The following is a 17555-nucleotide window of genomic DNA, read 5'->3' as shown; positions in this document are numbered from 1 at the left end:
TACGGCCGGGAGTGGAGCCTGCGGAATGACCTGAGTAAACCCGGGAGTGGAGCCTGCCTTCACCTTCGGGCCCGGCGGCCTCGTGCGCTATCGATCTCGGTAGAGCGCGAGGCCGTTCTCGTCGACTCCGAATTCGAACGTGCGGCCGTCCGCGGTGACTTCGCCGTCGGTGGCAAGCGCAACGTCGGGGCCCTCGACTTCGACCTTCAGCGAATGAACCGACGAGTGGACGTACGTCGACGACGATCCGAGCGTTCCGGTGAGCGCGGCCAGGACGAGTCGGGTGCGCGACAGGAACGGAGTCGAGGGTAGGTACCTCAGGTCCAGCGTGCCGGAACCTATCGACGGCCTGGACATCGGAACCCGGTCGGTGGGCTCGTACTGGCCGTTGCCGACGAACAGCATCCACACTGCCTGCCGACGGCCGTCCAATTCGATTTGCATCGGTTGGGCGCGGGCGAGAACTCGTATCATCGCGACGGCCGCAGCGGGCCATTTACCGATTCGCTCCTGCAGTTTCTCCCGCAGTCGCACGGAGTCCGGGTATCCGCCGAACGTCGCGGTGTTGACGAACGAGATGCGATCCTGGCTGTCCACGACGACGTAGGCGAGATCGACACGGTCGGCTGTTCCGTTCTCGATGCTGCGTGCGGTGGCGTCGACGTCGGCAACCCCGGCGTCGTGCGCGAAATGGTTGAGCGTTCCGCCCGGGAACACCGCGAGTGGGAGATCGTGCCGCGCGGCGGATTCGGCCACGCTGACGATTGTCCCGTCACCGCCGCAGACGCCGAGTGCCGTGGGGGACGTCGAGGCGATACGGTCCTCGAGCTGTGTGGTGAAGTCCCCGTCGGTGTCGGGCCGGAACAGGTCGGCGTCCGGCAGCAGGCCTCGGATGTCGTCCTCGATCGTGTCGTCGGAACCCGATCCGGGGTTGATCATGATCAGCATGTTCTTGCCGCGCGGAAGCTGCGGCGCGGCTACGGATCGGCCGAGCTCAGCGGGTTCTTCCGTGCGTACGGCCCACCACCGGCGCGTCGACAAGGCGATTCCGGCACCGAGTGCGGCACCGGCAACCACGTCCGTCGGCCAGTGAACCCCGGTGTGCACGCGCGAGTAGCACACCGCTGCGGCCACCGGAGCCAAAGCGGCTGCAGCGAGCGGAGATTCGAGCGCCACGCCGGTGACGAAGGCAGCCGCCGACGCGGAGTGGCCGGAGGGAAAAGAAGACGACACGGGCGGTGACAACACTCGGCGGACGAAGGGGGTCCTCTCGAAACCAGGACGGCTTCGGGGAAACGCAGGCTTGAGGACACCGTTCGCCACTGCACTCGCTACCGCCACGGCCATCAACCCACGTACCGCTCCGCGACGAGTCGGACCCCGCTTGCTCGCCAGCACTCCCGATGCCGCGATCCACAAGCCGCTGTGATTGGCCGCCGTACTCAGGTTTCGGAGAATCGGATCGGCGACGGATGCACGACTGGCTGCGGTCCGGTCGAACAATCCGACATCCCAGGCGTGGATGCGATCGGGCAAGGAAGGGGATGTCTCGGTCACCACCCCAGCCTAGAGGCGGTCGTTCCTGCCGGCAGGCAGCCCGCGGGAACCGACACATTTCCCCGTGCATCGTTCGAACGCTCCATCGGCGCGTCTGCGTTGTACTGTCGAAGTGTGCAGCGACGAATCATGGGCATCGAGACCGAGTTCGGTGTCACCTGTACCTTTCACGGTCACAGGCGGCTGAGCCCGGACGAGGTGGCCCGCTACCTCTTCCGCCGGGTCGTGTCCTGGGGCCGTAGCTCCAACGTGTTCCTCCGCAACGGTGCGCGCCTGTACCTCGATGTCGGGTCGCATCCCGAGTACGCGACGGCCGAGTGCGACAGTCTGCTGCAGTTGGTCACTCACGACAGGGCGGGTGAACGAGTCCTCGAGGACCTGCTGATCGACGCCGAACAGCGACTCGCCGAGGAAGGTATCGGCGGGGACATCTATCTGTTCAAGAACAACACCGACTCGGCCGGCAATTCATACGGCTGCCACGAGAACTACCTGGTCCAGCGAGCGGGGGAGTTCTCGCGGATTTCGGATGTGCTGCTGCCGTTCCTCGTCACTCGCCAGCTCATCTGCGGCGCCGGGAAGATTCTGCAGACGCCCAAAGCTGCCACGTTCTGCCTGTCGCAGCGCGCCGAACACATCTGGGAAGGTGTGTCGTCGGCGACCACCCGGTCACGTCCCATCATCAACACACGCGACGAACCCCATGCAGACGCCGAGAAGTACCGCCGATTGCACGTCATCGTCGGTGACTCGAACATGGCCGAGACAACCACGATGCTCAAGGTCGGTACGGCCGCTCTCGTACTCGAGATGATCGAGGCCGGGGTCTCCTTCAGGGACTTCGCGCTGGACAATCCCATCCGAGCTATCCGCGAGGTCAGCCACGATCTGACCGGTCGACGACCCGTTCGTCTGGCCGGCGGACGGCAGGCCAGTGCGCTCGAGATCCAGCGGGAGTACTACGCCAGGGCGGTCGAGCATCTGAAAACACGCGAGCCCAACACTCAGATCGAGCAGGTCGTGGACCTGTGGGGTAGGACGCTCGACGCGGTGGAGGCTCAGGACTTCGCGAAGGTGGACACCGAGATCGACTGGGTCATCAAACGAAAACTGTTCCAGCGCTACCAGGATCGATACTCGATGGAGCTGTCCGATCCGAAGATCGCGCAGCTCGATCTGGCCTATCACGACATCAAACGTGGTCGCGGGGTGTTCGACCTGCTCCAGCGCAAGGGTCTTGCGAAGAGGTTGACCGAGGACGAGCAGATCGACGAGGCCGTCGATCTTCCTCCTCAGACGACACGCGCAAAGCTCCGCGGTGAATTCATCACCGCCGCGCAGGACGCAGGCCGCGACTTCACGGTCGACTGGGTTCACCTGAAGCTCAACGACCAGGCTCAACGCACTGTCCTCTGCAAAGACCCGTTCCGCTCCGTCGACGAGCGGGTGGAGCGGTTGATCGCGTCGATGTAGTGGTCGTAGGCGCGGGATGCGACCGAAGCGACTCGGACGGTTAGGGTTCTTGGGGTGGCGATCACCAAAGTCGAACGATTGATGAATCTCGTCATCTGTCTGTTGTCGACACGTCAGTTCGTGACGGCCGAACGGATCAGGGACAGCGTCGCGGGCTACGGCGACTCGGGCAGCGACGAAGCCTTCAGTCGCATGTTCGAGCGTGACAAGAACGAACTCCGTGACCTGGGTGTACCCCTCGAGACCGGGGTCTCTGCCGGGACGTTCGGAGTCGAAGGCTATCGAATCAATCGTGATGCGTACGAGCTCCCGGAAATCGACCTTTCCCGTGAGGAAGCGGCTGCGGTCGCGGTTGCGGTGCAGTTGTGGGAATCTCCGGAGTTGACCTCCGCGGCGCAGAGCGCGTTGGTGAAGCTGCGTGCCGCCGGAATCCAGGTCGATCAGGAAGACTCGGCGGCGTCGGTAACGGCGGTTCCGGCGCGTACCCGCGGATCGGAACCTGCGCTCGGGGCACTGCTCGCGGCAATCGATGCAGGCCGGTCGGTGAAGTTTCAGCACCGCAGCTCGGCAACGGATCCCTACACGACCCGCACTGTCGAGCCCTGGGGTGTGGTCACGTTTCGGGGCCGGTGGTATCTGGTCGGACACGACGTCGATCGCAACGACACCAGGACGTTCCGGTTGTCGCGTATCGGAGACGACGTCACGACGTTCGGTCGGGCGGGAAGTATCCGCAAACCCGATGACGTGGACGTTCAATCGATCGTCGCGCGTGTCGCCGGAACCGCCGAGGTCAACGGAACGGCGACGGTGTGGGTAGCCGAGGGCGGAGCGGTGGAGCTGCGCCGGATGGGGACAGCAGTGGAGGATCGCATGATCGGTGGACGGCCCGGGTCGGTGATCCGGATTCCTGTCCGTTCGTGGGAGTGGGTCGCCCGGTCGATCGCCGGACACGGGTCCGACGCGGTGGTGCTCGAACCCGCCGAGCTCCGCTCGGATGTCATCGCGACCCTGCGTTCGGTTGCTCCGGTGGTCGGGCGATGAGCGCGAGACTGTCGGTCCGACTGGCGCGGCTGCTGAACATGGTTCCGTTCTTCCTCGCCAACCCAGGCTTGAGCGCGGCGGAAGCTGCCCGTGAGCTCGGGGTGTCCACGTCGACGCTGATGACCGATCTCAATCAGCTCTGGATGTGCGGGCTGCCCGGTTACGGACCGGGTGATCTGATCGATCTGTCGTTCTCGGAGGAGAGCATCGAAGTCACGTTCTCGGCGGGCATCGACCGCCCTCTGCGGCTGACGTCCACCGAGGCGACGGCGTTGCTCGTGGCGTTGCGGTCGCTCACGTCGATGCCGGGCATGGTCGACCCGAGCGCTGCGCAGAGCGCTATCGCCAAGATCGAACAAGCAGCAGGCTCGGCGAGCGCGAACGTTCCCGGAAACGCAAGCGCGGAACCTGCCGACGACCGTCCCGAGAGCCCGATCGCGACCGCCGTTCGCTCAGCTCTGCGAAGCAAGCACGCATTGGAACTGACGTACTACTCCGCGTCGCGCGATGCTGTGTCCGAGCGGGTCGTGGATCCGATCCGAACAGTGTCGATCGACGACCACAGCTATCTGCAAGCCTGGTGCCGCAGCGCGGAAGGTGTGCGCCTGTTCCGGTTGGACCGCATCGACCGAGCTGTGGAACTCGAGGTGCCGGCGTCACCGCCGGAAGGCGCGAACGAGGACGACAGCTTCGAGATCTTCAACGACGACCCGTCCCTGCCTCAGGCGCGTCTGCGTGTATTGCCGAGTCATGCGTGGATCCTGGACTACTACCCGATGACTGTGGTGGACACCGAGGCCGACGGATCGATAGTGGTGACGATGAGATTTGCGACACCCGCGTGGATGACGCGTCTCACGCTGGGATTCGGCGAGGGTGTGCAGGTCTTGGGTCCGCCGGAGCTGCAGCGAAGCGTGGAGGACAGGGCCGCCGAGGCCTTGGCGGCGTACGACGACGTCGTGTCGGGAAAGTCCGGTGTGAACGCACCGTAAACGGACGGCGACGAGGGAGTCCACGTGGCAAAACGTCGGGTAGGCTCGGGTCATCTGATCTTGGGAGGTAGAACATGGGAGCCATGAGCCCGTGGCACTGGGCCATCGTTGCTTTGGTAGTCGTCATTCTGTTCGGTTCGAAGAAGCTGCCCGACGCAGCACGCGGTCTCGGTCGCTCGCTTCGAATCTTCAAGAGTGAAGTCAAGGAAATGCAGAACGACGGCAAGTCCGAGACGCCTGCTACTCCGGCACCGGCACCGACACAGATCGACTCGCAGGCCAGCGACATTCGCGCCACAGGTAGCGTGACGTCGCAGCCGGACTCCAAGTCCGCCTGACGCGACATCGTGGCAAACCGGGGTGCTGACCAGCACCCCGGTTCACTGCTGAGCGAAGACAGAGTATGCGAATTCCGTTCGATCCCAGGCGCAGCAAGCGCCGCTTGAATCCCGACGGCACCATGTCGTTGGTCGATCATCTCTACGAGTTGCGCACGCGCCTCATGTGGTCGCTACTCGCCATGGCAGTCACCACGGCCTTCGGCTTCTTCTGGTATTCCCACACGATTCTCGGAATCGAAAGTCTGGGCGACCTTCTTCGCGGCCCGTACTGCTCGCTCGATCCGAGTCTGCGAGCGGACCTCAGCGGCAACACAAGCGGGCTGGACGAGTGCCGGTTGCTCGCGACCGGGCCGTTCGACCAATTCCTGCTGCGGTTCAAGGTGGCTTTCACTGCGGGCGTCGTACTTGCGTGCCCCGTCTGGCTGTATCAGATCTGGGCGTTCGTCACCCCCGGTCTCTACAAGCAGGAGCGTCGCTACGCGATCTCGTTCGTGACCTCTGCTGCCATCCTGTTCGTCGGCGGTGCTGTGTTGGCGTACTTCATCGTCTCCAAGGGCCTGCACTTCCTGCTGTCCATCGGTGACAACGTGCAAATCACCGCATTGAGCGGTGCCCAGTACTTCGGTTTCGTCATCAATCTGCTGATCATCTTCGGCGTGAGCTTCGAAATCCCGCTGCTCGTCGTGGCCCTGAACTTCGTCGGTGTACTGACGTACGAGCGTCTCAAGGCGTGGCGACGCGGACTCATCATGGGTCTGTTCGTCTTCGCGGCGATCGCGACACCCGGCCAGGATCCGTTCTCGATGCTTGCTCTTGCTCTTGCACTCACGCTGCTGTTCGAGATGGCGGTGCAAGTAGCGCGCATTCACGACAAGCGTAAGTTGCGGAAGAGAAAAGATGATTGGGGTGATGTATCCGATGACGAAGCATCGTCGATCGAGTCCGCTGGTCCGCTTGCATCCCCGATTTCGGTCACTCCTCCGAAGCAACCCGAGCGGGATTTCACAGACACGATCTGACGTGATCGTGTGACTGTGTCGACGTCCGAACTTCAGCGATTCGCGGGGCACCTCGATTTTCCGTTGGATCGTTTCCAGGTGGACGCGTGTACCGCGCTCGAGTCGGGGCACGGGGTCTTGGTCTGCGCCCCGACGGGTGCGGGCAAGACGATCATCGGCGAGTTCGCTGTCCACCTCGCGCTTGCCGCAGGTCGAAAGTGCTTCTACACCACACCGATCAAGGCACTGAGCAATCAGAAGTTTGCCGAGCTCACCGCTCGCTACGGACGTGACACGGTGGGTCTGCTGACGGGCGACTCCAGCGTGAACGCCGATGCTCCCATCGTGGTGATGACTACTGAGGTCCTACGGAACATGCTGTACGCGTCGTCGGACGCGCTGCGTGGCCTCTCGCATGTCGTGATGGATGAAGTCCATTACCTCGCCGATCGCTTCCGCGGCGCGGTGTGGGAGGAAGTGATCCTGCACCTGTCGCAGGATGTTCGGCTCGTCAGTCTGTCCGCGACCGTCAGCAACGCCGAGGAGTTCGGCGCGTGGATGGAAACCGTACGCGGTGACACCACCGTGGTGGTCGACGAAAACAGGCCGGTTCCACTGTCTCAGCACATCATGGTGGGGAGGCGGCTGTTCGACCTGTTCGACAGCCGTGCCCAGAGCGGAGAAGGATCGGCGAGGCTCGTTGTCGACAAGGACCTCGTTCGCTACGTCAAACAGCGTCAGTCGCTCGACCACGTGGACCGGTGGCAACCGCCGCACGGCAGGGGACGGGGCCGTGGACGTGCCGGCGGTTCGAGCATGGCGAACCGTCCGCTCCCGCGACCGGAGGTCATTTCCAAGCTCGACGAGGAAGGACTTCTTCCTGCGATCACGTTCATCTTCAGTCGGGCCGGGTGCGACGGCGCGCTGACGCAGTGCCTCCGGTCTCGGCTGGTGTTGACCACCCCTGAGCAGGCCGAAGAGATTCGCGACATCGTCGACAAACACACCGCCGAGCTGCCGAGGGAGGATCTCGAGGTTCTCGGATACTGGGAGTGGCGTGAAGCCCTCGAGCGCGGCCTCGCGGCCCATCACGCGGGCATGCTCCCGGTGTTCCGCCACACGGTGGAGGAACTGTTCGTCAAGGGCCTGGTTCGCGCCGTGTTCGCCACCGAGACCCTGGCCCTCGGCATCAACATGCCCGCGCGCACCGTGGTCCTCGAGAAGCTGGTCAAGTACAACGGTGAATCTCACGCGGAGTTGACCCCGGGGGAGTACACCCAGCTCACCGGCCGTGCCGGTCGACGCGGAATCGACGTAGAAGGACACGCTGTCGTGCTGTGGCAGCCAGGAACCGAGCCGACGGAGGTCGCCGGTCTCGCATCCACTCGTACGTTCCCGCTGCGCAGCTCGTTCCGCCCGGGATACAACATGTCGATCAATCTGATCGAGCAGTTCGGTGCCGCCGAATCACGGACGCTGTTGGAACGGTCGTTCGCACAATTCCAGGCAGATCGATCGGTCGTCGGTCTGGTCCGTGGCATCGACCGCAACGGCAAGACTCTCGCCGGTCTGTTGGAACGGCTCGGCGGCGTCGACGGCGAATATTTCGAGTACGCGAAACTACGTGAGCGACTCACCGAGCGCGAGCGACTGCTCGAGCGTCAGGGCAGGCAGGACCGCCGAGATCAGGCGGTCGAGTCTCTGCTCGAGCTCAAACGCGGCGACGTGGTCTCGGTACCCAGCGGCAAGCGCAGCGGATTGGCCGTGGTGTTGGAATCCGACGACGACCGAATCGATCCACGACCTCTGGTGTTGACCGAAGACGCGTGGGCCGGACGACTGTCGGCCGCAGATTTCCCGTCCGCCGCGTACGCACTCGGTCGTATGCGTCTGCCGAAGTTCATCGACCACCGCACGGCTCGCACGCGGCGCGACCTGTCGGCGGCGTTGCGGTCGACAGGCATCTCGGCTCCGTCGGATCGGCGTCGGCGCAAGTCGACCGCAGCGGACGACAGTGAACTCGCCACGCTACGTAGGAGTCTTCGATCGCACCCGGTGCATTCACGCTCGGACCGGGACGAACTCGGCCGCGTCGGTGAGCGCTACAACAAGCTGGCTCGTGACACCGAATCGATGCGTCAGAAGGTATCCGCGACAACCAATTCGCTCGCGCGAACCTTCGACCGCATTCTGGCCCTCCTCGCGGAGCGCGACTACATCACCTCCGGTACGGCTCCCACGGTGACCGAACACGGGGCGCGGCTCGGCCGCATCTACTCCGAGTCGGACCTGCTGGTGTCCGAGTGCCTGAGACAGGGTCTCTGGACAGGGCTCGCTCCGGCCGAACTGGCCGCGGTGGTGTCCGCCGTGGTGTTCGAGTCTCGCCAGGAAGTCGGCGACACCGTCCCGCAGGGCCCGACCGGGCCGATCCGTCATGCGCTGGGAGAAACGGTCCGCGTGTGGGGCGAGCTGCGTTCCGACGAGATCCGGCACAAGCTGCCACAGACCCGCGAACCGGACATGGGATTCGTGAAGGCGGTCTACCGCTGGGCAAGCAACCACACGCTCGCCGACGCGTTGATGGCCGCGGGCGATCGCGGAAAAGCACTGTCGGGCGGCGACTTCGTTCGGTGGTGTCGACAGGTGATCGATCTGCTGGATCAGGTCCGACTGGCGTCGCCGGATCCCGCGTTGTCGAAGGCAGCGGCGCGGGCGATCGCGGCATTACGCCGAGGAGTCGTAGCAGTCGACGCTGCGTAACCGTGTCCGATATGGTTGCTGCCGGTCAATCGAATTCACGTGGAGGCGAGATGAGCGGCCCGTACGGTCCGAACAACCCCGACGACCAGTGGTCGCGGGAACAAGGGAAGCCGGAAGGTGCCACCCCGGACACGGAGCAGTGGGGCCAGACCCAGGATGGCGGAGCCACCCCGGCCTACCCGACTCAGGCGTATCCGGACACGTCGAGCTCGCATCCGCAGGGTTCGCAGGGGCAGTATCCGCCGCAGGCGTACGGGCAGTACGGATACCCGCAGGGGCAGTACCCGGCCCAGCCGTACGGTCAGCAACCGGGTCAACAACCGGTATACCCCGGTCAGCCTGCTCAGCCGAGCCAGTATCCGGGCCAGCCCAACACTCAGTATCCAGGGCAGCAGTACGGCCAGCCGGGGCAGCACAGTCCGCAGCCGGGGCAGTATCCAGGCCAGCCTTATGGTCAGCCCGGTCAGCCGAATGCTCAGTATCCGGGACAACCGTACGGTCAGCAGCCTGGCCAGCAGCCCGGTCAGTATCCGGGACAACCGCAGTGGGGGCAGGGGCAATTCCCCGGTCAGCCGCAGGGTCCGGGCAATCAGTGGAATTCCGCGCAGCAGACACCCGGCGGTACCAAGTCGACGACGCCGTATTTCGTGATCGGTGGTCTGGTGGCTGCCATCGTCGTGATCGGCGGAGCGGCGTTGACATTCGGAGGTTCCAAGAATCTCGATCCCGCAGCTGCCGAAGCCGGTGTCGAGGACATCGTGACCGGAACCTACGGTGCATCGTCGGTAAGCAACGTCTCGTGCCCGGAGGGCAAGAAGATCGAGAAGGGAGCATCGTTCGAGTGCTCTCTTCAGGTAGACGGTTTCGAGCGCACGGTGACGCTGACGTTCACCGACGACGACGGCACGTACGAGGTGTCACGCCCGCGTTGACGTCGAACGCCCGTCAGACACGTGGGGCCGGCCGGCCCCACGCTCAGGACCCGTGGACCGACAGGGCCGCAGTGAGTCTGCCCACGGCGTTCTCGATTCCCAGTCGAGCGGCGAGTTCGGCCAGCTTGTCCGCGTCGGCGGGGACGGCCGGAATGACGTCCGACCGGGAGAAGACCACGTCGGCGTCACGGACGACGCGAACCACCGGTAGCGCCGCATCGAGATAGTCGGCAGCAGCAGCCAGTTTGGCTCGAACACCCTGCGCCATGTCCGACGACGGGTCGAGGGCAGCCTCACGTAGCGCGGTCACCGAGCCGTACCTCAGCATGAGTGTGGACGCCGTTTTCTCGCCGACGCCTTTGACTCCCGGCAGACCGTCCGAGCTGTCTCCGCGTAGCAGTGCCAGCTCGGCGTAGGCGTCACCTGCACGATCCAGGGGCACTCCGTACTTCTCGGCCACTTCGGCGGGCCCGAACAGTTCGGCTTTCGCCAGACCCCGTCCCACGTAGAGGACTTTCACCTGGTTGGGTTCGTCGGCTGCGACCTGAAGGAGGTCCCGATCTCCGCTGACGACTACGACAGGGTCGGTCCGCTCCCGCCCCGCGAGGGTTCCCAGCACGTCGTCCGCCTCCAGCCCTTCGGCGCCTGCGGTGGCGATGCCCGCCGCGGCGAGCACCTCCATGATCAGGTCGACCTGCGGTGACAGGCTGTCCGGCACCTCTTCGCTCTCGGGCGTACCGGGTGCAGCCTCGGCAACGCGGTGGGCTTTGTACGACGGCACCAGATCGACGCGGAATTGCGGTCGCCAGTTCAGATCGAGGCAGACCGCAAGGCGACTCGGCTCGGTGCGGGCCATCAGCGCCGACACCATGTCGATGAAACCACGTACGGCGTTCACCGGTGTTCCGTCGGGTGCTGTAATCGATTCGGGCAGAGCGTAGTAAGCGCGAAACCACAGGCTGGCTCCGTCGAGAAGGAGCAGAGGCGACGATCCAGGGGCGGTCATGTGGATCATCTTGCCAAAACGTCGATAGCCTGTAGGTCATGAGTTCCACTTCCACACAGTCTGCAGCCAGATTCCCGTCGGAGACCTACGCGTCGCGACTTGCACGTGCGGCCGAATTCGCCTCCGAGGCCGGCCTCGACGCACTGCTGATCTCACCAGGACCGGACTTCCAGTATCTGCTGGGTTCGCGGGCGAGTTCGTTCGAGCGTCTTCTCTGTCTCGTCGTGCCGTCGAGTGGTGCGACACCGACGGTGGTGGTCCCGAGGATGGAACTTGCCGCGCTGAAGGACTCGGCGATTGCCGATCTCGGGCTCGAGCTCGCCGATTGGGTGGACGGAGTGAGTCCGTACGAGATCATCGCAGCGGCGCTGCCCGCGGGCGCCACGACCGCGGTCGACGACGCGATGCCCGCGCTGCATTTCGTTCCGGTGGCGAACCGGCTCGGTGTAGTACCGGTTCTGGCTACCGACGTTCTGCGCCGTCTCCGTATGGTCAAGGACGAGGCGGAGATCGATGCGTTGCGTCGCGCGGGCCAGGCCATCGACCGAGTCCATGCCCGCATGGGTGATTTTCTGAAAGTCGGACGAACCGAAGCCGACGTCGCGGAGGACATCGCAGCCGCCATCTTGGAGGAGGGACACACAGAAGCAGCGTTCATCATCGTCGGGTCCGGTCCACACGGCGCCGATCCGCACCACGAGGTGTCCGATCGTGCCATCGAAGCAGGCGACGTCGTGGTCATCGACATCGGTGGACCTGTGACGCCGGGTTACAACTCCGACTCGACTCGCACGTACGTCCTCGGCGAGCCCTCCGACGACGTGGCGGCGCAGTACGCCGTCCTCGAACGCGCGCAACAGGCCGCCGTGGACCGAGTGCGTCCTGGTGTCTCGGCCGAGTCCGTCGATGCCGCAGCCCGGGAGGTCCTGGCGGCGGAAGGGCTGGGCGAGGCGTTCCTCCACCGCACCGGCCACGGAATCGGCCTGTCGGTCCACGAGGAGCCGTACATCGTGTCCGGCAACGACATCGAACTCACCGAGGGGATGGCGTTCAGCATCGAACCGGGAATCTACTTCCGCGGACAGTGGGGAGCCCGGATCGAGGACATCGTGATCGTCACCGCCGACGGCTGTGAGTCGGTCAATCTCCGCCCACACGGACTCACTGTGTTGCCGTTGCCGTGAGCAGCGACCGTGAACCGAGCACACGCCGGACCGTGATGCGGATGACCACGCGCTCGGGGTTCTCCCGAGGGACTCGGTACCGCGCGGCGTAACGATTCTCGGCGTCGACCACGTCGGCGCGATCGGTCAACACCTCCGACGTGCCCTCCAGCGTCAACCACCGAGCGCCGTCGATCTGGCTCACGGCCGCGTATCCGCCGCGGGAGGCGTTCAGTGCCTTCTGTGTTGCGCGTCCGGTGATCACCCGGGCGAACCCACCGTCGGGATCCCACGTGAATCCGACGGCGACGACGTGCGGAGTACCGTCGCTGCGCAGGGTGGTCAGCGTCGCGAGATGGCGTTCGGTGAGGAACTCCGCGGCGTCGGGTGTCAGGGATGCGGGGGTGGTGACCATGATGCACACGGTAATCGGCCACAATGACCGTCGTGACGACCACTGCACCCGAAGGCACGGTTCTCGTTCTCGGCGGACGTAGCGAGATAGGGCTCGAACTCGCCACACGTCTGGCGTCCGGCCGGACCGTCGTGCTTGCCGCACGCCGAAGCACAGATCTGACCGAACAAGTCGCCGCGGTCGTGGCCGCAGGTGCGACGACAGTGGCGACGGTCGAGTTCGACGCCGACGATCTCGGGTCGCACGGCGCCGTCCTCGAGTCGGTTGTCGCCGAGCACGGACCCCTGTCCACCGTTGTGCTTGCGTTCGGGATCCTCGGCGATCAGGCACGTGCCGAGAAGGATGCTGCTCACACAGCGGCGATTCTGCACACCGACTTCGTTGCACAGGCCGCAGTCTTGACTCGCGTCGCCACCCTTCTCCGCGCCCAGGGGACTGGCCGAATCGTCGTGTTCTCGTCCGTCGCGGGAGTGCGTGTGCGGAAGGCGAACTACGTGTACGGATCGGCCAAGGCCGGTCTGGACGGATTCGCGACGGGGTTGTCCGACGCACTGCGAGGGTCGGGCGTCAGCCTGTTGCTCGTTCGCCCCGGATTCGTCATCGGCTCGATGACGAAGGGCATGTCTCCGGCTCCGTTCTCGAGCACTCCAGTGCAAGTAGCCGACGCGGTCGACTCGGCGCTGGCTGCCGACAAGTCGAGCGTCTGGATTCCCGGCATCCTCGCGCCGATCTACTTCGCAATCAGGTTCGTACCACAGTGGTTGTGGCGGAAGGCACCTCGGTGATGTCGCCGCAGGTGCAACCCATCTCCGTCGTCGGGATCGGTGCCGACGGGTGGGACGGACTCGCCGAGTCGGCACGGGCCCTCGTGTCGGAGGCCGACGTCGTCTTCGGGTCCAGGCGTCAACTCGACTCGACACCGGTTCCGTCGGAGAAGGCTCGCCGGTGGCCGACCCCGCTCGTCCCCAGCCTGCACACCTCGTTCTCGGAATGGGACGGCCGAAAAATCTGCGTTCTCGCGAGCGGCGATCCGATGTTCCACGGCATCGGGGTAACGCTCGCGCGGGAATTCGGGGCAGCGAGACTGCATGTCGTCCCCGCTCCGTCCTCGGTGTCGCTCGCCTGTGCCAGACTCGGTTGGGCGGTGAACGAGGTGGCCACCGTGAATCTGGTCAACACGCCGTCCAGCGCACTCGTCGCGGCGCTGGCCCACCGTGCACGCATCGTCGTTCTGTCGCGGGATCAGGACACGCCAGCAGCGGTCGCCGAAAGGCTCTGCGAGGCAGGCTATTCCGCGTCGCCGATGATCGTGCTCGAACAACTGGGTGGATCCTCCGAGCGGTCCGTGGCGGGTGAGGCCGGCTCGTGGACCCACCCGGCCGGAGACCCGCTCAACGTCGTCGCAATCGACTGTGTCGCCGACGACGGGTCGGGCCGCCTCACCCGTGTTCCGGGTCTACCCGACGAGGCCTACTCCGGGGACGGGCAGTTGACCAAAGCCGAGGTCCGTGCCTTGACCGTGAGTGCACTCGCTCCCGCGCCCGGTGAGTTGCTGTGGGACGTCGGAGGCGGTTCGGGTTCCATCTCCATCGAGTGGATGCGAATTCACCCACGATGCCGGGCAGTTGCTTTCGAATCCGCGGTCCCCAGACGAGCGCAGATAATTGCCAACGCATCGACGTTGGGAGTGCCAGGCCTTCGAGTACTCGGTCGTGCACCCCATGCGTTCGAGGACGTACCCGACGATGTGCCCGACGCCGTGTTCATCGGTGGCGGTCTGACCAACGACGCCATGATCGACGCCTGCTGGGACCGGCTTCGCGTGGGTGGGCGACTGGTTGCCAACGCGGTCACCGCCGAGTCGGAATCATTGCTTCTGCAGTGTCTTTCGAGATTCGGCGGTTCACTGCGCAGATTTCAGATCTACCGGGCCGAACCGCTGGGATCCTTCACCGGTTGGAGGCCCCAGATGCCCGTCACGCAATGGACAGCCGTCAAACGGTGAAAATCCTTCTGCTGGGCGGAACTTCGGAGGCTCGTTCGCTCGCCGCGGACGTCGCGGACGATCCGCTCCTCGATGTCGTCTCCTCGTTGGCGGGGCGTGTGCACGACCCACAGCTGCCCGCTGGTGCAACGCGGGTCGGAGGGTTCGGTGGTGCGACGGGACTGACGCAGTGGCTCGAACGCGAGTGTGTCGATGTCGTCGTCGACGCGACGCACCCGTTCGCGACGTCGATCTCGGCCAACGCGCACCAGGCGTCGCGCGCCACCGGGACACCGCTGGTCAGGCTCGTACGCCCTGCATGGACGCCGTCCACCGAAGACCGGTGGGTTCGTGTCCGATCGGTCTCCCAGGCAGCCGAGACCGTCGAGCGCCTGTCCCGTCGGTCGTTTCTGACGATCGGACGCCAGAACGTCGGTGCCTTCGCGTGGATCGAGCGCACCTGGTTTCTCGTCCGGAGCATCGATCCGCCGACCGGCGCACTACCGCCGCATCACGAGGTGCTGCTCGCGCGCGGACCCTTCGCAGAGGCCGACGAAATCGAGTTGATGAAGGCTCATCGCATCGACACGATGGTCACGAAGAACAGCGGTGGAGCGATGACGGACGCGAAGTTGGCCGCAGCCCGTCGCCTGGGTGTCCCCGTGGTGATGATCGACCGACCTCGGGAAGCGGGGGCGGACTTCTCTGCAGGCACCGTCGGTGCCGTCGTGGACTGGCTTCGAGCGCACGCCCACGTCAGGGGTAACGACGCGAGGTGAACACCTGCCGGCCCGTTCCGGTCTCCACGAGTTGCGTCTGCGATGAGCCGATTATCAGCAGGCACCTCATGTCGATTCGACTCGGGTCGAGATCGCCCAGTTCGACGACGTGTACAGACTCTTCGTCGCTGCCCACCGCGCGTCCTACGACGACCGGAGTCTGCGGGCTACGGTGTTGCAACAGCAGATCTCGCATCTTCTCGACCTGCCACGTCCTGGACTTCGACGCGGGGTTGTAGACGGCGATGACCATGTCGGCGGCCGCGGCAGCAGTGATCCTGTTCGCGACCACGTCCCACGGCTTGAGGCGGTCGGACAGCGAGATGACCGCATAATCGTGTCCGAGCGGCGCGCCCACCCGGCTCGCGACCGCGTTCGCGGCCGTCATGCCGGGGACCACCCGCACCGGAACGTCGGCCCACTGCGGTTCGGCCGCTACCTCGATCACTGCCGACGCCATCGCGAACACCCCGGGGTCACCGGACGAGACGACAACCACACGCTTGCCGCGTTTGGCGAGGTCGAGTGCGAATGCTGCACGCTCGGACTCCACCTTGTTGTCGCTCGCGTGCCGAATCTGCGCGGGCCGCATCGTTACTCGGTCGAGGTAGGTGACATATCCGACGAGATCCGTGGCGCGGGCGAGTTCTCGACGCACCTCCTCGGTCGTCCAGCTGTCCGCACCCGGACCGAGGCCCACGACGGTGACTTCACCGACTCGACCATTTCCGTCCAGGGGAGTGTGGGACACGACGTTGTTGGCCGGGCTCGGCACGACGACCATCGAGAAGTACGGAACCGCTGCCGGGTCGACGTCGGCAACGTTCGAGACGCGCTGGCCCTCCGTACTCGCGCGTTCGACATATCTCGCTTCGTCCAGCCTGCCTGCGTCGGTCAGTGCCTGCACGACAGTGGGGAAGGTGCGACCGAGCTTCATGATCGCTGCTGCGTCGGTGGCGGCCAGCCGCCGCGTCAGTTCCTCCGCAGGCAAGGTTCCAGGCAGGACCGTGAACACCTCGTCACGTTCGACGAGGGGAGTCTTCAACGCCGCAGATGCCGCACTGACCGATGTCACGCCGGGTATCACCTCGACGTCGAAGGTGCCGACGAGTCGTTTGTGCATGTGCATGTACGAGCTGTAGAACAGCGGATCGCCCTCGGCGAGCAACGCGACGTCCCGACCGGCAGAGAGGTGGGCCGCCAATCGCGCCGCGGCTTCCTCGTAGAACTCGTCGATTGCACCCTGATATCCGCCCGGGTGATCGGTGGTCTCCGTCGTGACCGGGTACACCAGGTGCTCCTCGATCTGACCGTCACGCATGTACGGTGCTGCGACGCCTCTGGAGATGCTTCGGCCGTGACGCGCGCTGTGGAACGCGACGACATCGGCTGCCTCGATGATGCGGGCGGCTTTGACGGTGACGAGTTCCGAGTCACCCGGGCCGATGCCGACACCCCACAGCTTGCCTGGAGCGATGCTCATTCTTCTTCGCTCGCAATGGCATTGACGGCTGCAGCGGTGATCGCACTTCCACCGCGGCGGCCACGAACGACGAGATACTCGACGCCGAGTCCGGATGCGATGAGGTCTTCCTTCGATTCGGCCGCGCCGATGAAGCCGACCGGACCTCCGACGATGGCGGCAGGCGCGGGGGCGCCGGCTGCGAGCATTTCCATCAAATGGAACAGCGCGGTCGGGGCGTTGCCGATCGCGACAACGGCGCCCTCGAGTCGGTCTCCCCACAACTCCAGCGCCGCGGCAGTCCTGGTGGTCCCCAGTGTGTCCGCCAGGTCGCGAACCCGCGGGTCGGACAGCGTGCAGAGAACCTCGTTGTCCGCGGGCAACCTCCGACGGGTGACGCCGGCGGCAACCATGTTGGCATCACACAGAATCGGGGCGCCGGAGTTCAACGCTGCGCGCGCGTCGCGGACGACGTTCGCCGTGGCGCCGATGACCTCGGTCAGGTCGACCTCGCCGCTTGCGTGGATCATCCGTACGACGACCTGCGCGATGTCCGCGGAGAATGCCGACAGATCCGCCTCGGCCCTGATGGTCGCAAAGGACTGTCGGTAGATCTCCGCGCCGTCGCGGATGTAGTCGTGCATGGCGT

The 17555-nt window shown here is 65.1% G+C and carries 16 protein-coding genes; 11 read left to right on the top strand and 5 right to left on the bottom strand.

Annotated elements, in window-relative coordinates; all coding sequences use genetic code 11:
* Nucleotides 1–87 precede the first annotated feature (87 nt).
* On the bottom strand, nucleotides 88–1557 hold the full coding sequence (locus CH293_RS23385) for a bifunctional phosphatase PAP2/diacylglycerol kinase family protein (RefSeq protein ID WP_241483921.1): 1470 nt from the start codon (nucleotides 1555–1557) through the stop codon (nucleotides 88–90).
* Nucleotides 1558–1671: 114 nt separating this feature from the next.
* Here CH293_RS23385 and pafA point away from each other — a divergent pair, with 114 nt between their 5' ends.
* The 7 genes from pafA (at nucleotide 1672) to CH293_RS23350 (ending at nucleotide 10097) form a co-directional block, all read left to right on the top strand.
* Nucleotides 1672–3030: a Pup--protein ligase gene (gene pafA, locus CH293_RS23380; protein ID WP_026347980.1), complete on the top strand. Its 1359-nt coding sequence runs from the start codon at nucleotides 1672–1674 to the stop codon at nucleotides 3028–3030.
* A 54-nt stretch (nucleotides 3031–3084) separates the two neighbouring features.
* Nucleotides 3085–4074 (top strand): YafY family protein, encoded by a 990-nt coding sequence (locus tag CH293_RS23375; protein WP_094721635.1) that lies wholly within the window; start codon nucleotides 3085–3087, stop codon nucleotides 4072–4074.
* A complete protein-coding gene (locus tag CH293_RS23370; RefSeq protein ID WP_037113290.1) occupies nucleotides 4071–5066 on the top strand; it encodes a YafY family protein in 996 nt (331 codons plus the stop codon). Before CH293_RS23375 ends, CH293_RS23370 begins: the two co-directional genes overlap by 4 nt.
* A 74-nt stretch (nucleotides 5067–5140) precedes the next feature.
* Nucleotides 5141–5404, top strand: coding sequence for a Sec-independent protein translocase subunit TatA (gene tatA, locus CH293_RS23365; protein ID WP_094721634.1), 264 nt, complete (start codon nucleotides 5141–5143; stop codon nucleotides 5402–5404).
* Nucleotides 5405–5469: 65 nt separating this feature from the next.
* Nucleotides 5470–6426, top strand: a complete 957-nt coding sequence (tatC, locus tag CH293_RS23360) for a twin-arginine translocase subunit TatC (protein WP_037113293.1) — start codon at nucleotides 5470–5472, stop codon at nucleotides 6424–6426.
* A 9-nt stretch (nucleotides 6427–6435) separates the two neighbouring features.
* Nucleotides 6436–9165: an RNA helicase gene (locus CH293_RS23355; RefSeq protein ID WP_094721633.1), complete on the top strand. Its 2730-nt coding sequence runs from the start codon at nucleotides 6436–6438 to the stop codon at nucleotides 9163–9165.
* A 50-nt stretch (nucleotides 9166–9215) separates the two neighbouring features.
* Nucleotides 9216–10097 (top strand): DUF4333 domain-containing protein, encoded by an 882-nt coding sequence (locus tag CH293_RS23350; protein WP_094721632.1) that lies wholly within the window; start codon nucleotides 9216–9218, stop codon nucleotides 10095–10097.
* A 43-nt stretch (nucleotides 10098–10140) separates the two neighbouring features.
* Here CH293_RS23350 and CH293_RS23345 read toward each other — a convergent pair whose 3' ends face one another.
* On the bottom strand, nucleotides 10141–11112 hold the full coding sequence (locus tag CH293_RS23345) for a 5'-3' exonuclease (RefSeq protein WP_094721631.1): 972 nt from the start codon (nucleotides 11110–11112) through the stop codon (nucleotides 10141–10143).
* Between the two features lie 29 nt (nucleotides 11113–11141).
* Between CH293_RS23345 and CH293_RS23340 the strand changes: the two genes are divergently transcribed.
* Nucleotides 11142–12287, top strand: a complete 1146-nt coding sequence (locus CH293_RS23340) for a Xaa-Pro peptidase family protein (RefSeq protein WP_037113299.1) — start codon at nucleotides 11142–11144, stop codon at nucleotides 12285–12287.
* On the opposite strand, the gene CH293_RS23335 is transcribed toward CH293_RS23340, so the two are convergent.
* Nucleotides 12265–12681: a PPOX class F420-dependent oxidoreductase gene (locus CH293_RS23335; RefSeq protein WP_037113301.1), complete on the bottom strand. Its 417-nt coding sequence runs from the start codon at nucleotides 12679–12681 to the stop codon at nucleotides 12265–12267. The two genes, CH293_RS23340 and CH293_RS23335, sit on opposite strands and share 23 nt — an antisense overlap.
* A gap of 23 nt (nucleotides 12682–12704) precedes the next feature.
* Here CH293_RS23335 and CH293_RS23330 point away from each other — a divergent pair, with 23 nt between their 5' ends.
* The 3 genes from CH293_RS23330 to CH293_RS23320 are packed head-to-tail and all read left to right on the top strand — an operon-like array spanning nucleotide 12705 to nucleotide 15444.
* Complete coding sequence (locus CH293_RS23330) at nucleotides 12705–13466, top strand: SDR family NAD(P)-dependent oxidoreductase (protein WP_094721630.1); 762 nt, start codon at nucleotides 12705–12707, stop codon at nucleotides 13464–13466.
* Nucleotides 13466–14686: a precorrin-6y C5,15-methyltransferase (decarboxylating) subunit CbiE gene (gene cbiE, locus CH293_RS23325; RefSeq protein WP_176460105.1), complete on the top strand. Its 1221-nt coding sequence runs from the start codon at nucleotides 13466–13468 to the stop codon at nucleotides 14684–14686. Before CH293_RS23330 ends, cbiE begins: the two co-directional genes overlap by 1 nt.
* A complete protein-coding gene (locus tag CH293_RS23320; protein ID WP_255122966.1) occupies nucleotides 14683–15444 on the top strand; it encodes a cobalt-precorrin-6A reductase in 762 nt (253 codons plus the stop codon). The genes cbiE and CH293_RS23320 overlap by 4 nt, the downstream gene beginning before the upstream one ends.
* On the opposite strand, the gene cobJ is transcribed toward CH293_RS23320, so the two are convergent.
* Nucleotides 15422–16927 carry a precorrin-3B C(17)-methyltransferase gene (gene cobJ, locus CH293_RS23315; RefSeq protein ID WP_094721627.1) on the bottom strand — a complete coding sequence of 502 codons (1506 nt, stop codon included), beginning with the start codon at nucleotides 16925–16927 and terminating at the stop codon, nucleotides 15422–15424. The two genes, CH293_RS23320 and cobJ, sit on opposite strands and share 23 nt — an antisense overlap.
* Nucleotides 16924–17550 carry a precorrin-8X methylmutase gene (locus CH293_RS23310; protein ID WP_094721626.1) on the bottom strand — a complete coding sequence of 209 codons (627 nt, stop codon included), beginning with the start codon at nucleotides 17548–17550 and terminating at the stop codon, nucleotides 16924–16926. The genes cobJ and CH293_RS23310 overlap by 4 nt, the downstream gene beginning before the upstream one ends.
* Nucleotides 17551–17555 lie beyond the last annotated feature (5 nt).

The organism is Rhodococcus sp. 14-2470-1b, from assembly GCF_002259415.1.
Classification (GTDB): domain Bacteria; phylum Actinomycetota; class Actinomycetes; order Mycobacteriales; family Mycobacteriaceae; genus Rhodococcoides.
Note: the sequence above shows the minus strand (reverse complement) of the source record. Positions and strands in the feature narration are given on the sequence as shown.

Coding starts and splice junctions, on each gene's coding strand:
- CH293_RS23350 (WP_094721632.1), top strand. CDS start 9,216: ATGAGCGGCCCGTACGGTCCGAACAACCCCGACGACCAGTGGTCGCGG.
- CH293_RS23330 (WP_094721630.1), top strand. CDS start 12,705: ATGACCGTCGTGACGACCACTGCACCCGAAGGCACGGTTCTCGTTCTC.
- CH293_RS23335 (WP_037113301.1), bottom strand. CDS start 12,681: ATGGTCACCACCCCCGCATCCCTGACACCCGACGCCGCGGAGTTCCTC.
- CH293_RS23310 (WP_094721626.1), bottom strand. CDS start 17,550: ATGCACGACTACATCCGCGACGGCGCGGAGATCTACCGACAGTCCTTT.
- cobJ (WP_094721627.1), bottom strand. CDS start 16,927: ATGAGCATCGCTCCAGGCAAGCTGTGGGGTGTCGGCATCGGCCCGGGT.
- CH293_RS23345 (WP_094721631.1), bottom strand. CDS start 11,112: ATGATCCACATGACCGCCCCTGGATCGTCGCCTCTGCTCCTTCTCGAC.
- tatA (WP_094721634.1), top strand. CDS start 5,141: ATGGGAGCCATGAGCCCGTGGCACTGGGCCATCGTTGCTTTGGTAGTC.
- tatC (WP_037113293.1), top strand. CDS start 5,470: ATGCGAATTCCGTTCGATCCCAGGCGCAGCAAGCGCCGCTTGAATCCC.
- CH293_RS23370 (WP_037113290.1), top strand. CDS start 4,071: ATGAGCGCGAGACTGTCGGTCCGACTGGCGCGGCTGCTGAACATGGTT.
- cbiE (WP_176460105.1), top strand. CDS start 13,466: ATGTCGCCGCAGGTGCAACCCATCTCCGTCGTCGGGATCGGTGCCGAC.
- CH293_RS23340 (WP_037113299.1), top strand. CDS start 11,142: ATGAGTTCCACTTCCACACAGTCTGCAGCCAGATTCCCGTCGGAGACC.